Genomic DNA, 13,593 nt, shown 5'->3' on the forward strand with positions numbered 1-13,593 from the left:
GAAGAACGAGACGATCTGTCGGCGCCCATCCTCCAGCTGCTTGTAGCGGCAGGCCCAGCCTTCCAGGATCAGGTTGATGTGCGGCGGGGGATCGCCCTCCTGGATGATGTCCTGGTGGGGTCCGAACAGGCGCACCTTCCGGCTCGCAGCGTCCTTGAGCGTGCACTGGTCATCGTAGGAGAGCCGGGTGAACTGCCCGAGCTTGCGGATGAGGTGTTGGGGCATGACCGCCTCCATGCCGCCGCAGCGGCAGAGCGCGCTGCTCCCACGCAGCTCAGATTACACCTGTGTGATTGCCGGCCCGCGACATTGGGAGAAGCTCGTCCAGACCAACGCAGGGTGCAGCTGCACCGATCCGGCCTCGGCGGTCGTGCGTTGCGGACGAGAACACTGCCGGAGGTCGGATGCCCCGCTACTACTTCCATCTGCGCACCCCGGACGGCCTGCAGTGGGATGAGGAGGGCGTGCCGTTCGCCGGCCTGGAAGCCGCCTACCTCGATGCGTGCCGGACCATTCCGGCCATGACGGCCGAACTGCAGCGCACCGGCACGCGGCCGAGGCAGCTCCTGTGCTACGTCTTCGAGATCGCGGATGCGGAGGGTCAGTTCCTGATGGAGGTGCCCTTCGCGGAGGTGCTCGACAAGTGGCGCAAGCCAAGCCGCCCGCCGGCGTCCAAACAGAAGATGCGGGCCGAGATGCAGCGGACTGAGCGCCTGATTGCCGCGGTCCAGCAGGAGCGAAACGCCCTGTACGTCACGCTGTCCCAGACCCATGCCCTGCTGGCCCGCTTGCGTGCGCTCGACCTCGATGGCCGTGGCCAGCGCCAGTCAGGGTAGCGAGCGAACGCGAAGATCTACCGCTGCAGTCGAAGGCCGGCGAAGGTGAGCGTGGCCGAGTAGATGGGATGGCTGTTCTCGTCCTTGACCATCACCGTGAACGTGCGCTGATCCCCATTCGCTAAGATCTCTTCGCGGGCGATGTCCGGCAGTAGGCGCTTGGCCTTCTGACGCGCCTCGTCCGGGCCTGACAGCTCGGTTCCGGTGTCGTCGAACTCGGGACCGCCGTCGTGAACGTCGAAGAAGTAGCGGGGCATGTGGCTCTCTGCAGGGTACAGGCGGGAGCACACGGATCTCGCAGTCGCTGACGCCCAGGATCACAGTCAGCGATTGTCGACTTCTGCACAGAGTGGCCGCGAGGCGCCATAACGTGCGTGAACTTCCCGCGCGTGAGGCGTCGGCTGCGTTCCAATAGGGGTTGCTCCACCGGAACTGAGCTGAGCATTCCCGTCTCTGAAGCGGCTCGCTGTCTGGACTTTACGGAACCGGGCAGCCCGCAGCGTGGCCGCCTGATCGGGCCACGTCGCCGGTCGAAATGATTGTCCCGACGCGAGCGGCTACCCATCTCGGCGGCCATCATGACCGCTGACGAATAGCGCTCTGCCCTCAAGCCGCTGGGGCTTACGCAGGCTGCCGCTGCGACCTTTCTCGGGATCGAGGAAGTTACGTCACGACGCTGGGCAACGGACAAGTCACGCGTTCACGGCGCGGCCAAGAAGTTGTTGCGCCTTGATGATCGCGATGAAGCTCACGCCAGAGCAGGTAGCCAAATGCCTGGACGATCAGCCGGCCGCGTCAACACCTCGGGCGCGGCTTCGGCGTCGGCACCTCGACAAGCTGGCCCGTGAGCGGATTGAGGATGACCATGACGCCCTCCTGAACTCGTGTGAGTGACGAGTTCGCGGACCTAAACGGGCGAAATCGCGACAGTTTCCCGGGTGTAATCCGACGTGGTTAGGGCCCTCTTAACCCTCGGCGATGACCTTCCCGCCGCCTGTCGCGAACTGTCCTGTCGGGCAGTGCCGCACCGACGCTGCCACTTAGTCCGAGGTCTTCTGGAGCACCCGAAGCGGCTGCTCCGCCCACCGATAAGGATGCCGTGCTGGCGCGCCTGTTGAGCGCGGGCACACGAGCCTCCCAGCCAATCTGTTCCGGCTGCTAGGAAGCTCGCTCCTGAAGCTCAGCGTCGTCCAGGGAGCGCGAGCGGGAAGCTCAACTCGGTGGTGCCGTTCGGCAGCAGCATCTGCGCAGGAGGCGCTGTAAATGGGCCTGCGGCTTTGATCGCTGCGATAGCGCGCTCATCGAGGCTGCGTGTTCCGGAACTCCTCTCGACCTCCATCGCCAGCACGGAGCCATCCTCGGCGACGCGAACCCGAACATCGACCGCAACCGAGCGACCGTTCTGCTGACGCGCGGCGCGGGAGCGGTCGGCTGCCTCGATCTTCGCGACCACGGACGAGAGCCAGCGCTGGACACTGACTGGCGCAGCCGCTTCGCCCGTGCCGACAAGGCCGAGAAGGGTGAGGCTGAGGCAGAGGCAGCCCGTGAGGAGAGCCAAGCGAAGGGGCATGAGAGCCGTGGCTGAGAGCGTCAGATCGGCCACCTTCTCACCCCCTTGTGAAGCGAGCGGCTGCGGGGCTGGAGGATCATTCTTTCCTGGCACACATCAAACCTGCCGCAGACCGGCACACGCGGCAAGGGATAATGGCCGGGCCCCTTCAATAGGCCAGACGAACTAGGCCGAGCATTCGGCTTGTCAGTTTGGGTATATCCTCCGCCTAATCTGTGACTGCGTCATGGCTGCTCTGCCATATTGCAGCGCACCATAGTGTCGTCACATTCCGAGGCATTTTGCCGGCCCGTCAGATAATAACGGGAATGCAGAAATGACCTCGGGTGCTCGCCTCGCTCTCCTTGCTCTCGCCGCAGCCGGCTCTGTCGCGGCGTCCGGTGCCGAGGCTCGTTCGGCAGTGCGGGCGCAGGCTGGTGTGGCCTCGTGGTACGGCCCGGGCTTCCATGGCCGGACGACTGCCAATGGTGAGCGCTTCAACACGCACGCGCTGACCGCGGCTCACCGCACACTGCCCTTCGGCACGAAGGTGCGGGTCACGAACAACAGCAACGGCCGCTCCGTCGTGGTCCGCATCAACGACCGGGGTCCCTATGTCGGCGGGCGCGTGATCGACCTGTCCAACGCCTCAGCCACGGCCATCGGCCTCTCCGGTCTCGCCAAGGTCAGCCTCGCGCGCATGTAGGGTGACGCGATTCGCCATCAGCGGTGGGGCTGGCTCAGGCTGCTGCGGTGGGGCTCAATAAGCGCGCGGCGCAGACCATCAGCGTGGCTACGCTCGACCAAGTAGCACCGCCACATCACTGGAGCCGCAGCAAGACCGACCGCGCTTCAGCGCGGCTTTCGCTTCTCCGAGGCAGGGCTCTGCTCTCTGAACACCTGCGCGCACCTGTTGCCAAGGCTAGCGCGCATCACAGAGCGCGCCCACTCGCGTCTGCCCTCGTCCATCAGCGTCAGTGCGGACTGCTTCGGCGTCTGCTTGGCACAGGCGCGCATCAGCTTCATGGATGGGTACTCATCCTCACGCCCGCAGGACTTCTTCGCTTGTAGGAAGAGGCCATATTCGCGGAAGTGCTTCGGGCAATCGTCCTCGACCGAAGCGCCCGCGGCGATAGCGTCCGTTGTGAGGAGAACCGCGACGAATAGCATCACGAGACGTGGTGGCATGTGCTGGTCCTGGCTTGCTTCAACCGGCCTACATGGACCAGCCCTACACCGCGGCCAGAGCAGCACGCGTGCCGATGCGAAGCGTTCGGACGAGCCTGACGCTGACGCACATTTTCGGTGGCTCCCAAACAGTCAGGTGAGCGCTTAGGCGACTGCTGCAACCAGAAGGTCGAGGCAGGAGGCCGGCGACAACGTGGGACAGGTGCCATCCGCGGTGCCTTCAGAGACCACCCCGGCTGAGTTTCGGCCATGTCGTTCCCCACGTCCTCCTAAACGCATCTCCACGGTGCTCGCTGCGATCCACGCCCACGATGCGGCACGATGTTCGGGCCAGCACGATCAGCCCCACGGCAGCGAGAACGTGCCAGCAACCCTTCGGCTACGCGATGCCGGCGTTCTTCACGCTCGATGATTTCGGCACCGGCTTCGCCTCGCTGACGCGCCTGAAGCAGTTCCCGGTCGGCCACCTGAAGGTGGACCAGAGCTTCGTGCGCAACCTGGAGCAGGACAGCGACGACGCGGCCATTGTCGCGGCGGTGGTCGGCCTTGGCCGCAGCATGGGCGTGAAGGTCACGGCTGAAGGTGTCGAGACTGAGGGTCAGGCACAGCGGCTCAGCGCGATGGACTGCGACTACGCCCAGGGCTACCGCTACGCCAAGCCGATGGCCGGCTCGCGCGTGCCTTGGCTCCTTCAGAACTGGTCCGCCGATGCTGCGCTGAAGGAGGCCAAGATCCTGCGGCTCGCCTGACTGCCAAGTCCATCGCGCTGCTCAGCCGCACTGGCTCGGCAGCTACCACTCCACGCAGATCTTGCCGAAGTGCACCCCACGCTCCTGATAAGCCAGCGCCTCGGGCAACTGCTCGAATGTGAAGCGGCGGTCGATCACTGGCCGGATGCTGGAGAGGTTCAGCGCGGCCACGAACTCCTGCTGCTGACGGCGATTGCCAACGATCAGACCCTGAAGCCGAGCCTGCTTGGTCATCAGTTGCCCAGTCGGCACTTCGCCGCCGAGGCCGGTTAGGACGCCGATCAGCGAAATGTGGCCGCCCACCCGCACCGCTTCGATGGATTGAGCCAGAGTACCGGGGCCGCCGATCTCCAGCACGTGATCAACACCACGGCCACCCGTCCAGTCGCGGACCTTTGTGCCCCAGTCAGGATGCTGCCGGTAGTTGACGACACGATCCGCGCCGAGAGCCCTAGCGCGCTCCAGCTTCTCGTCGGACGACGAGGTTATGACGACCGCTGCTCCCATGAGCTTGGCAATCTGCAAGGCAGCAATTGAGACGCCGCCAGTCCCAAGTGCCAGCACAACGTCACCGGCCTTGAGGGCTCCGTCACTGACAAGGGCGCGCCATGCGGTGAGACCCGCTGTCGTGATGGTTGCGGCCTCAGCATAGCTCCAGCCATTGGGAGCATGGGTGAACGCATGAACCGAGCGCACCGCGTGCGAGACGGCAAAACCGTCGATCCCGTCACCTGGGACGCCCGCGAAACTGCCCACGGGCGTCTGCGGCAGACCATCCTGCCATTGGGGAAAGAAGCAGGAGACCACGTGATCGCGCGGCTTGAACTCCGTCACGCCTGAGCCGACAGCCTCGACCACGCCTGCACCGTCCGACATCAAAACCCGACCATCGGCAGCCGGAAACTGGCCGGTCGCGACGAGAAGGTCATGGTAGTTGAGGGAGGTGGCGTGCAGGGCCACGCGAACCTCGCCCGGCCCAGGCTCGCCGGGATCGGCTCTATCGGCGATCTCCAGCCGGTCGAGACCGCCCGGTGTACGCATCACGAAAGCCTTCATCTCCGCTCCTTCCTTGCTGTTCGCTACGGACGGAATGCTTCGAGCGCTTCGCGTACATAGGAGAGGGGGGAGCAGGACACAGGGCTGCCTACCTCAGCGTCCTCTTGAACGTCCCCGCCACGGTCCTACCCGGTAGTTCCCGCCAAGGATCGGTCTGAACCGTCAGGCTGGCACGATCAGCGCCACGGTTCCCGCGACGAGCCAGAGGGTAGTGAGGAGAAGGCGTCGGCGAGCGTCGGACTGCGAGGTGCCCGAACGGGCTCAGAGCAGGCCAGCGATGCCGACAGGTGGGCCGCGAAGCGGGAGCGAGCGGAACGCCTCAGGAGGTTAATGGGAACTGGAACGAGAGGCAGGCAAGCGGGTTGATCGGCACTCCGCCAGAGACCCGGAGCGAGGATGAGCGCCCACATGCTACCTGTCGTGCTGGCAGGAATGTTCGTTGCCGGATGTCTGGCGATCCAGGCACTGCACAGGTGGGCGGATCAGGTGACCGAAGCGCTTGGGGGCCTGCTTTTCGTGCTCGGACTGTTCTTCGGCGTCGTGTGGCTGGCTGACTACGAGCCTCGGCGGCACACCGCCAGCACCACCGTGGCTCCAGCTTCGGCAACAGCAATGTACGGCGGCATAAGCCCACGCTTCACCGCGTCAGCCACCCAGGAGGCAAAGCTCACAAAGGCGGGGCCGGTCGCATACCCTGAATGAGTGCGCGATCCTCCAGCCACCTCGGTCCGCGACAGCTTGTCGGCTGCTCTGTTCCAGAGCCGATCAGGACAAGGCCGGAACCTCATTGGGCAGGAAGGCGTGCAGCAGGAGCTTGAGGTCGTCCTCCTGCACGAGGTCTGCCGCCTCCTGCGGTGTGCACCAGCATAACTCTCGCTGGCCCCGCTCTGGCCAGCGGTTGTGCTGCCCCGTCACGTGCAGCGGGAACACGCTGACCGCGCAGGATACCACCATGCCGTTGTCGAGGCGCTTGTCGTACTCGTAGGTGCCGAGAACGGCCTTGCTGATCCGCCCCTTCAGTCCGGCTTCCTCGTACGCCTCCCGTTCCGCCGCCCGATGCGGCTTGCGCCCCGGCATCGGCCAGCCCTTAGGCAGGACCCAGCGCCGGGTCTCACGCGAGGTGATCAGCAGAACCTCAAGCTCGCCCTGCATGTCGAACCGATAGGGCAGAGCCGCCACCTGCCGCCGCGCTTTGCGCCACTTCTTCTTCACCCCTACCATCGCGATGCCGTAACCCAAACCTCTTGCCAACCGCGCGGCGGCAGGCAAGTTCGCCCACAGGCTTCTCGGCAGCGGAGGCTCACATGCCGATGCTGGACGATTTCGGAGCGGGAGCGTAGCTCTGAGGCGCGGCAGGAGCGCTCTCGCGTCAGGCTGCGGCCTTATCAGAATCGGATGCCCTGTGAGGGTCGAGATCGAGCGCAGGTTTCTCGCCGCCCCTGAGGTGCTGACCCGCTGCCAGTCGGGCGTACACATCCGTCAGGGCTATCTGCACACAGACGACAAGAACACGCTTCGGGTGCGCCGTGCGGGTGAGCGCGGCTTTCTCACGTGGAAGGGCAAGAAGCAGGGCTCCTCACGGGCCGAGTTCGAGCGGGAGATTTCGCCCGACACGGCAGACTTTCTTCTGCGCCTCCTGCCACCCGAACGCTGTCTGGAGAAGATGCGCTACAGGGTCGAGCATGCCGGTCTGATGTGGGACGTGGACGTGTTTGAGGGGCCACTCGCAGGACTGATCCTGGCCGAGGTGGAGTTGCAGCACGAGGGCCAGCCAGTGACGCTGCCGCCGTGGGTCATGCGCGAGGTGACGCATGAAAAGCGCTATCGCAACTCACGGCTGGTTGGCCGCAGGAGCCCGCCCCGCAATCGCGCTGCATAGGTTGGTGTGGTCAGCGGCATCATCGGCACCGGCTCGTCCATCATGCTCGTGCCTGTCCTGGCCTACGTGTACGGGCCGAAGGAGGCGGTTCCGATCATGGCGGTGGCGGCCGTCATGGCGAACGTATCGCGTGTCCTGGCATGGTGGCGCGAGATCGATTGGAGAGCCTTCGCGGCTTATGCCGCACCCGGAGCACTGGCCGCAGCAGTGGGAGCGCGGACACTTCTCATGCTGCCGTCCCGCGCGGTCGATCTTGCCATCGGCGTCTTCCTGCTCTCGATGGTCCCAGTCCGGCACTGGCTCGCGGCCCGCCTGCTACGGCTGCACCTTTGGCACCTTGCGGTAGCGGGTGCTCTGATCGGCTTCCTGACAGGCATCGTGGTCTCGACCGGTCCGATATCGGTCCCGGTCTTCGTCGGCTACGGCTTGGCCAAAGGCGCATTCATCGGCACTGAAGCGGCCGGCTCTCTGGCTGTCTACGCAAGCAAGGCGCTCACCTTCCGTGGAGCAGGTGCTCTATCCACGAGCACGCTCCTGAAGGGGCTTGTGGTGGGCTCATCGCGGATGGGCGGCGCTTTCCTCGCCAAGCCGTTCGTGTTGCGGCTCTCGCCTGACGTGTTCCAGTTCGTGATGGACGGCCTGATGCTGGCGTCCGGGCTCAGCATGCTTTGGGGTGCCGCAGCGATGCGCTGACTGCCGGCTCCGCTGGCGCTGCGCTGGGAGGAGCAGCGCGGCCCACCCGTGGCGCGACCGACGCATATCTTGGTCGCGGCAGCCAGTTACGCCCGTACCATTTCCGGCTCCGCGTCTCAGTCTACTATCGGACCTAATTCACTGGAACATAAGGTGAAATTCAACATGGATTATGATGTTGCTAACCAAAATTCCGAACAGACCGAGATCAACCCCGAGGCCGATGGCCCAGGCGATGGCAACTCCGACCTCACCCATGTTGTCGCCGCCGCCCAGGGGGGCGTCCGCACCGACCTTGGCGCCCGCATCGACACACCAATGGAAGAAGCCCTGCGCGCTGGTATACGTGCAGATGTCCGAATCTCTGATCAGACCGTCCAAACAGGCCCTGAATCACCTTACAGCGCGTCGTTGCCTATCCGTCTGCTGAAGCGGGGAGTGTCACAACTCGCATAGCCCGCGTCTGGAACTGCATGACGCCGACCCGCGTTGCAGGCCCAATCCGAACAGCCAAGGTGAGTGGCATGAGCAGCAATGAAGGAGCACTTGTGGGCAGCGGTCCGAGCCTGATTCAGGCAAGCCTCGGATTTTCGCTGTCTCTGGTCACGTTGGTAGGCTGTGTCGTCGGGCTCGGGATGGTCGCGTAACTGACGAGGGCAGGAATTCACCTGCCTTCGCCTCAGAGCTTCGGCGCTCATGGGCCTCGCTTCTGAGCTACAGGTAGGTTTGCTCATCGCGCAACGAGCGAACCTCCCGCTCGCCTTCGCCGGTCCTACGGTGAGCAGGTTAGTGGAATACGCCAAAGAACCAAAGCAGCAGGATGATCGGCAGCGGAATGCCGAGCAGCCAAAGAAGACCACCTCTGAGCATCATATCCTCCAATCGCATGACCTGCTGCCATCCTGGCAGACGGCAGCAGGCCGAGATCATCACTTGCCTTTGAGCGCGTCCTTGATGCCGCCTACGGCGTTCTGGACCTTGCCCTTGACCTGATCCACCACGCCTTCGTTCTTCAGCTTCTCGTCGCCGGTCAGCTTGCCAGCGCCTTCCTTGACCTTGCCGCCCATGTTGGTGGCAGAGCCTTCCACACGATCCTTGTCCATCGGTTCCTCCGAATAATCGAAAGCCTGAGTTGAGAGCCATCCAAACGAATGGCCGAGGAAGACCGTTCCGAATCGTCGGCAGAGGAACGGGATGGGAGGTACTGCCGTTTCTGGGAATCCGAAGACACGGAGAGACACGATGAGGCGGATCGCTTTTCTGCTCGCGGCTGCCACGCTGGTAACCGCACCGGCCTTTGCTGCCGAGGAAGGCGCGGCGGCCGGTGCCGCGACCGGGGCGGCTGTTGGCGGACCGGTAGGTGCGGCGGTGGGCGCAGGCGTCGGACACGCGGCAACCGGACCGGACCGCGACACCGTGGTGAAGCGGCGCAGCGGCTGCTCGCACACGACCGTGCGCAAGGAGAACGAGGTCGGCGACTCGAAGACCGTGCACCGGGAAGAGTGCGACTGACATTCTGCTGCACATCCCGCAGGAGTGCCATTGGCGTTGCATCTGCGGGCCACTGCCACGTTCGAGGCATTCTGGTCCGCATGTTCAGTGAGAACGCCGAACTATCGAACCAGCAGGATGATCGGCAGCAGAATCGTTAGGGTGAGCCGCCGTGACGTTCGCTGTGGTCGCCCTACCTTGACCGCCTCGCCGCACGAGCGGATCTGGCTGCCGCACGGCACGTTCGGCCTGCGGTTCTCATCCGGGCGGTTTTCCCGCTGAGCTATCTGAGCAGCAACATAGGCGCCGGGCGTGAACACATATCGGCCTAGCGTTAGCAGGCAGGAGGGAGAGGAATCGACCTCACCTCGATCATGACCCTGATATCCGGTGAGCCAGTTGGCTTCTCACGTGTCCGCGCCGCTCCCCTATTAGATGGGAGGTGAGAAAAACGGCTCCCGGTCGAAAGCACGTGACCGTCCTCCCCACGTCCTCTTGAACGTCCTCAAACGGTCTCCGCCTACGATCAGCGCCGACAGCGAGGCGCGGACGATCCCCGCTACGATGCGGCTAGACGATCAGGCAGATCATCAGTGGGGCAGGTCGGGCTGAAGGCGTCGGCGAGCCTCGGACTGCGAGGTGACCGCGAACGCGGGCTCAGAGCAGGCCAGCGAAGCCGATAGGGGGACCGCGAGGACACGAGCGGGACGCCCCTGAAGATGGCGAAGTTGCCGCGGTGAATCGCCTCCGTCGCATTGGACAGTCCCATCGTGTACCGATGCCTCAGGCACATCTTGGCAGGCGGCCAGCACATGCGACCCGCCAAATTCGAGCGCGGCAGAGGAACAGAATGACAGTGGCGGACGACGATGCAGCCCCGGTTGCAACCGGTGTAGGCGGGCTCGATTACATCCTTCAGGGTGGATACGCGGCCAACCGATCTCACCTCGTCGAGGGACGGCCCGGCTCGGGCAAAACAACGCTCGCCATGCAGTTCCTGCTCGATGGCGTCGCGCGCGGCGAGCGCTGCCTCTACATCACGCTGTCCGAGAGCAAACGCGAGTTGGTCAACGTTGCCGAGCGCCATGGCTGGTCGCTCGACGGCATCGAGATTTGCGAACTCGTGCCACCCGAACTCAGCCTCGATCCACGGCAGCAACAGAGCCTCGTCCACTCCTCCGATCTCGAGCTCGGCGAGACCGTGCGCATGGCAATGGCCGAGATCGAGCGCAAGAAGCCGCAGCGCCTCGTGTTCGACAGCCTCTCAGAGATACGGCTGCTCTCGCAGGGCTCGCTGCGCTACCGCAGGCAAGTGCACGCGTTGAGGAGCTTCTTGCTCATCCAGAACACCACGGCCGTCCTTCTCGATGACCTCACCGCTGAGGCCGACGACCTTAACCTGCACAGCCTCAGCCATGCCGTGATCCGCTTGGAGCAGTTGGCTCCCCTTTATGGCGGCGAGCGCCGCCGTCTACGTGTCATCAAGATGCGGGGCACACACTTCCGGGGCGGCTTTCACGACTACATCATCCGGCGTGGCGGTCTTACCGTCTTCCCCCGCTTGGTCGCGGCAGATCACCTGGATGAGTTCGCGGAGGAGCAGTGCCGCAGCGGAAGCGCGGAACTCGACGCACTGGTCGGTGGCGGCCTGGATCGCGGCACGAGCACGATGTTGATTGGACCCTCCGGGGTGGGCAAATCCACGGTCGCCGCGACTTACGTCACCGCCGCGCTCTCACGCGGTGAGAAGGCGCTGATGCTCAGCTTCGATGAGACCACGAGCGTGCTGCTGAGACGGACCAGAGGCTTGGGCATGGACCTTGAGCCTCACATCAAAGCCGGGACACTGCGCATCGAGCAGATCGATCCCGCCGAAATCTCGCCCGGAGAGCTTGCAGCCATAGTGCAGGAGGCGGTTGAGCGCCAAGGCATCAGGATGGTGGTGATCGACTCGCTGACCGGCTATCACAACGCCCTGCCGGAGGAGAGTTACCTGCTCCTCCAGATGCACGAGTTGCTGACCTACCTGAACCAGCAGAGTGTCCTGACGTTGCTCATCCTGGCGCAGCACGGGATGGTCGGCCAGATGGCCGCGAACGTCGATCTGACCTACCTCAGCGACACCATCCTGCTGTTCCGCACCTTCGAAGCCGAGGGGCGGCTCCGGCGCGCGATCTCGCTTGTGAAGAAGCGTACGGGCGGCCACGAGAACACGATCCGCGAGTTGCGGATCGATTCACAGGGCATCCGCGTTGGCGAGCCGCTGAGCAGCTTCCGGGGTGTGATGACCGGTGTTCCAACCTTCGAGGGAGAGCAAGCATCGCTGCTACCAAGCCGGGAGCGGTGATGAACGAGATTGAAGCGTCGGTCTTGATCCTGGCCCCGAGCGGCCGGGATTCTGAAGTTGCCGCCACGATCCTCGCTGAAGAGGGTATCGGGTCACGCACCTGTCAGTCGCTGCCAGAGTTGGTAGGCGGGCTCGACACAGCCTGCTGCGCCCTTGTCACGGACGAGGCATTGCTATCATCGAACCGGCAGGTTCTGGCTGACTGGATCGCACGGCAGCCGCCCTGGTCGGACTTTCCGTTCATCCTGCTGACGCTGCGCGGTGCTGAGCCTGATCCGCGCCTGACAGAGACGCTGGGCAATGTCAGCCTGCTGGAGCGGCCATTCCACCCGGCCACTCTGGTTACGGCAGTGCGGTTCGCTTACCGAGGCAGGCGGCGGCAACACCAAGCGAAGGCGTATCTCGAAGAACGAGAGCGCACGGCCGAGCGGCAGACGCTGCTCATCCGGGAACTCCACCATCGGGTGAAGAACACGTTGGCGACGGTGCAGGGGCTGCTCGGCGCCTCCGTGCGATCAGCGACGAGCGTCGAGGAGTTCTACGCTGCCTTTTCCGCGCGGGTGATCTCTCTGGCGAAGACGCACAACCTGCTCACCGAGGACTACTGGCAGCAAGCGCCCCTGCGCGAGATGCTGGAGAATGAACTCGGTCCCTACAACGACACGAAGGGTACTCGCATCCAGCTTCAGGGGCCGAGGATCGAGTTGGTGGGCGACCTCGCGGTTCCAACTGGCATGGCGATCCATGAACTCACCACGAACGCTGCAAAGCACGGCGCGCTGTCGGTGCCCGAAGGGCGGATCGAAGTTGCCTGGGACGTGCGCCGTACCGATACGAAGCGCGTCTTGCTCCTCGACTGGCGAGAGCTTGGCGGCCCTCGTGTATCTGAGCCGACGCGCAAGGGTTTTGGATCGACCCTCCTCCAGCGCGTGCTGAAGGTGCAGTGCGAGGCCGAGATCGCCTTCGACTTCCGCACGACGGGGCTGCACTTCCGCATGGAAGCCCCGATGCCGGACAAAAGAGCCGTACCATCCTACTGAACATCGCGTCTCGTGCTGCTCAAGGTGAGCCTCTTGTCAAGGAGATTGGACCTCACGGAACGCGCCATGGCAGCAGATCGTTAGGTGCTCCCCAAGGGAGGCAACGATGCTGAAAACGGCTCAAGCGACGGCATTCTTGTGGCTGATGATCGCGAGCGAAGCTCTCGCTCAGGTGACGACAGCGCCAACGACACCTGCTCCGACGCAGCCCGCAGCCCCGGCAACCACACACGCCGCTAGTGGCGGGATGAAGTTGCTGTGGCTGCTTATCGTCGTTGCGCTGATTGCTGCTGCGGTCTGGTACATCCTGCGCCGCCGCGGAACTGCCCGGCTCTAACGCACACGCCTGCCGCAATCCCGTCCTCGGGGAACACCAGAATGGAGGATGAGCATGGCTGAGAACGATAAGGGCACCTCGTCGCAATCCGCTTCAAGAACTCAGACCAGCGGGGGCTAAGGGTCACGAGGTGGCAGCTTCGCGGATCAGGCGCAGAGCGCGATGCGCAGTACGGCTGATCGCGCCTCTGAGATGTGGGATGACGTGTCCGACCGGGGCCAGCGCTACTATCGGCAGGGAAGCCGCGCCGTTGGCGATCTCGACAGCACAACCCTGAGCGGCTTCCTCATCGCTGGAGCCATCGGCTTCGGGATCGCGTGGCTCATCTTCGTAACCGATCGGCTGGGACCACGCCCGGTCTGAGCGTGGTGTGCTAAGCTGCTCGGATGTCGGTCGACGAGGAGCGCATCGACGAGGCGGTGCTCGCC

Annotated in this window: 19 protein-coding genes; 12 read left to right on the forward strand and 7 right to left on the reverse strand. The window is 64.2% G+C overall.

What is annotated here, in order from left to right:
- Positions 1 to 225: cyclic nucleotide-binding domain-containing protein (locus WDW90_RS29775; protein ID WP_336491109.1), on the reverse strand; the 225-nt coding region annotated here is incomplete at its 3' end.
- Between the two features lie 179 nt (positions 226 to 404).
- On the opposite strand from WDW90_RS29775, the gene WDW90_RS29780 reads away from it, so the two are divergent.
- Positions 405 to 836, forward strand: a complete 432-nt coding sequence (locus WDW90_RS29780) for a DUF6894 family protein (protein ID WP_336491110.1) — start codon at positions 405 to 407, stop codon at positions 834 to 836.
- 17 nt (positions 837 to 853) lie between these two features.
- Here WDW90_RS29780 and WDW90_RS29785 read toward each other — a convergent pair whose 3' ends face one another.
- Both WDW90_RS29785 and WDW90_RS29790 read right to left on the reverse strand, forming a co-directional pair.
- Positions 854 to 1,093, reverse strand: a complete 240-nt coding sequence (locus WDW90_RS29785) for a DUF6894 family protein (RefSeq protein WP_336491111.1) — start codon at positions 1,091 to 1,093, stop codon at positions 854 to 856.
- 923 nt (positions 1,094 to 2,016) lie between these two features.
- Complete coding sequence (locus tag WDW90_RS29790; RefSeq protein ID WP_336491127.1) at positions 2,017 to 2,406, reverse strand: energy transducer TonB; 390 nt, start codon at positions 2,404 to 2,406, stop codon at positions 2,017 to 2,019.
- Positions 2,407 to 2,722: 316 nt separating this feature from the next.
- On the opposite strand from WDW90_RS29790, the gene WDW90_RS29795 reads away from it, so the two are divergent.
- Positions 2,723 to 3,091, forward strand: a complete 369-nt coding sequence (locus WDW90_RS29795) for a septal ring lytic transglycosylase RlpA family protein (protein ID WP_336491112.1) — start codon at positions 2,723 to 2,725, stop codon at positions 3,089 to 3,091.
- Positions 3,092 to 3,237: 146 nt separating this feature from the next.
- Here the strand turns inward: WDW90_RS29795 and WDW90_RS29800 are convergent, their stop codons facing one another.
- A complete protein-coding gene (locus WDW90_RS29800; RefSeq protein ID WP_336491113.1) occupies positions 3,238 to 3,573 on the reverse strand; it encodes a hypothetical protein in 336 nt (111 codons plus the stop codon).
- A 386-nt stretch (positions 3,574 to 3,959) separates the two neighbouring features.
- On the opposite strand from WDW90_RS29800, the gene WDW90_RS29805 reads away from it, so the two are divergent.
- Positions 3,960 to 4,322 carry an EAL domain-containing protein gene (locus WDW90_RS29805; protein WP_336491114.1) on the forward strand — a complete coding sequence of 121 codons (363 nt, stop codon included), beginning with the start codon at positions 3,960 to 3,962 and terminating at the stop codon, positions 4,320 to 4,322.
- Between the two features lie 42 nt (positions 4,323 to 4,364).
- Here WDW90_RS29805 and WDW90_RS29810 read toward each other — a convergent pair whose 3' ends face one another.
- Entirely contained in the window at positions 4,365 to 5,378 is a 1,014-nt protein-coding gene (locus WDW90_RS29810) for a zinc-dependent alcohol dehydrogenase family protein (protein ID WP_336491115.1), read from the reverse strand.
- A 396-nt stretch (positions 5,379 to 5,774) separates the two neighbouring features.
- Here WDW90_RS29810 and WDW90_RS29815 point away from each other — a divergent pair, with 396 nt between their 5' ends.
- Positions 5,775 to 6,080, forward strand: coding sequence for a hypothetical protein (locus tag WDW90_RS29815; RefSeq protein ID WP_336491116.1), 306 nt, complete (start codon positions 5,775 to 5,777; stop codon positions 6,078 to 6,080).
- A 63-nt stretch (positions 6,081 to 6,143) separates the two neighbouring features.
- Here WDW90_RS29815 and WDW90_RS29820 read toward each other — a convergent pair whose 3' ends face one another.
- On the reverse strand, positions 6,144 to 6,590 hold the full coding sequence (locus WDW90_RS29820) for an NUDIX hydrolase (RefSeq protein WP_336491117.1): 447 nt from the start codon (positions 6,588 to 6,590) through the stop codon (positions 6,144 to 6,146).
- Between the two features lie 190 nt (positions 6,591 to 6,780).
- Between WDW90_RS29820 and WDW90_RS29825 the strand changes: the two genes are divergently transcribed.
- The 3 genes from WDW90_RS29825 (at position 6,781) to WDW90_RS29835 (ending at position 8,406) form a co-directional block, all read left to right on the forward strand.
- Complete coding sequence (locus tag WDW90_RS29825; protein WP_336491118.1) at positions 6,781 to 7,257, forward strand: CYTH domain-containing protein; 477 nt, start codon at positions 6,781 to 6,783, stop codon at positions 7,255 to 7,257.
- Between the two features lie 6 nt (positions 7,258 to 7,263).
- Positions 7,264 to 7,950, forward strand: coding sequence for a sulfite exporter TauE/SafE family protein (locus WDW90_RS29830; protein ID WP_336491119.1), 687 nt, complete (start codon positions 7,264 to 7,266; stop codon positions 7,948 to 7,950).
- Between the two features lie 153 nt (positions 7,951 to 8,103).
- The gene (locus WDW90_RS29835; protein ID WP_336491120.1) at positions 8,104 to 8,406 is read left to right on the forward strand and encodes a hypothetical protein; all 303 of its coding nucleotides are present in this window, start codon (positions 8,104 to 8,106) and stop codon (positions 8,404 to 8,406) included.
- 473 nt (positions 8,407 to 8,879) lie between these two features.
- On the opposite strand, the gene WDW90_RS29840 is transcribed toward WDW90_RS29835, so the two are convergent.
- Positions 8,880 to 9,053, reverse strand: coding sequence for a CsbD family protein (locus WDW90_RS29840; RefSeq protein ID WP_336491121.1), 174 nt, complete (start codon positions 9,051 to 9,053; stop codon positions 8,880 to 8,882).
- Between the two features lie 139 nt (positions 9,054 to 9,192).
- Between WDW90_RS29840 and WDW90_RS29845 the strand changes: the two genes are divergently transcribed.
- From WDW90_RS29845 to WDW90_RS29865, 5 genes are all read left to right on the forward strand, one after another.
- Positions 9,193 to 9,462, forward strand: coding sequence for a hypothetical protein (locus WDW90_RS29845; protein ID WP_336491122.1), 270 nt, complete (start codon positions 9,193 to 9,195; stop codon positions 9,460 to 9,462).
- An 829-nt stretch (positions 9,463 to 10,291) separates the two neighbouring features.
- Entirely contained in the window at positions 10,292 to 11,788 is a 1,497-nt protein-coding gene (locus tag WDW90_RS29850; protein WP_336491123.1) for an ATPase domain-containing protein, read from the forward strand.
- Positions 11,788 to 12,828, forward strand: a complete 1,041-nt coding sequence (locus WDW90_RS29855) for a sensor histidine kinase (RefSeq protein WP_336491124.1) — start codon at positions 11,788 to 11,790, stop codon at positions 12,826 to 12,828. The genes WDW90_RS29850 and WDW90_RS29855 overlap by 1 nt, the downstream gene beginning before the upstream one ends.
- 106 nt (positions 12,829 to 12,934) lie before the next feature.
- On the forward strand, positions 12,935 to 13,165 hold the full coding sequence (locus tag WDW90_RS29860) for a hypothetical protein (protein WP_336491125.1): 231 nt from the start codon (positions 12,935 to 12,937) through the stop codon (positions 13,163 to 13,165).
- A 162-nt stretch (positions 13,166 to 13,327) separates the two neighbouring features.
- The gene (locus tag WDW90_RS29865) at positions 13,328 to 13,528 is read left to right on the forward strand and encodes a hypothetical protein (RefSeq protein ID WP_336491126.1); all 201 of its coding nucleotides are present in this window, start codon (positions 13,328 to 13,330) and stop codon (positions 13,526 to 13,528) included.
- The last annotated feature ends 65 nt before the right edge of the window (positions 13,529 to 13,593 follow it).

It is taken from the genome of Methylobacterium nigriterrae (assembly GCF_037106235.1).
In the GTDB taxonomy this organism is placed as follows: Bacteria; Pseudomonadota; Alphaproteobacteria; order Rhizobiales; family Beijerinckiaceae; genus Methylobacterium; species Methylobacterium nigriterrae.

Excerpts from the sequence above, each read along its gene's own strand:
- WDW90_RS29780 (WP_336491110.1), top strand. The coding sequence starts at position 405 with ATGCCCCGCTACTACTTCCATCTGCGCACCCCGGACGGCCTGCAGTGG.
- WDW90_RS29795 (WP_336491112.1), top strand. The coding sequence starts at position 2,723 with ATGACCTCGGGTGCTCGCCTCGCTCTCCTTGCTCTCGCCGCAGCCGGC.
- WDW90_RS29865 (WP_336491126.1), top strand. The coding sequence starts at position 13,328 with ATGCGCAGTACGGCTGATCGCGCCTCTGAGATGTGGGATGACGTGTCC.
- WDW90_RS29800 (WP_336491113.1), bottom strand. The coding sequence starts at position 3,573 with ATGCCACCACGTCTCGTGATGCTATTCGTCGCGGTTCTCCTCACAACG.
- WDW90_RS29790 (WP_336491127.1), bottom strand. The coding sequence starts at position 2,406 with ATGCCCCTTCGCTTGGCTCTCCTCACGGGCTGCCTCTGCCTCAGCCTC.
- WDW90_RS29840 (WP_336491121.1), bottom strand. The coding sequence starts at position 9,053 with ATGGACAAGGATCGTGTGGAAGGCTCTGCCACCAACATGGGCGGCAAG.
- WDW90_RS29815 (WP_336491116.1), top strand. The coding sequence starts at position 5,775 with ATGAGCGCCCACATGCTACCTGTCGTGCTGGCAGGAATGTTCGTTGCC.
- WDW90_RS29805 (WP_336491114.1), top strand. The coding sequence starts at position 3,960 with ATGCCGGCGTTCTTCACGCTCGATGATTTCGGCACCGGCTTCGCCTCG.
- WDW90_RS29810 (WP_336491115.1), bottom strand. The coding sequence starts at position 5,378 with ATGAAGGCTTTCGTGATGCGTACACCGGGCGGTCTCGACCGGCTGGAG.
- WDW90_RS29860 (WP_336491125.1), top strand. The coding sequence starts at position 12,935 with ATGCTGAAAACGGCTCAAGCGACGGCATTCTTGTGGCTGATGATCGCG.
- WDW90_RS29855 (WP_336491124.1), top strand. The coding sequence starts at position 11,788 with ATGAACGAGATTGAAGCGTCGGTCTTGATCCTGGCCCCGAGCGGCCGG.
- WDW90_RS29785 (WP_336491111.1), bottom strand. The coding sequence starts at position 1,093 with ATGCCCCGCTACTTCTTCGACGTTCACGACGGCGGTCCCGAGTTCGAC.
- WDW90_RS29850 (WP_336491123.1), top strand. The coding sequence starts at position 10,292 with ATGACAGTGGCGGACGACGATGCAGCCCCGGTTGCAACCGGTGTAGGC.
- WDW90_RS29845 (WP_336491122.1), top strand. The coding sequence starts at position 9,193 with ATGAGGCGGATCGCTTTTCTGCTCGCGGCTGCCACGCTGGTAACCGCA.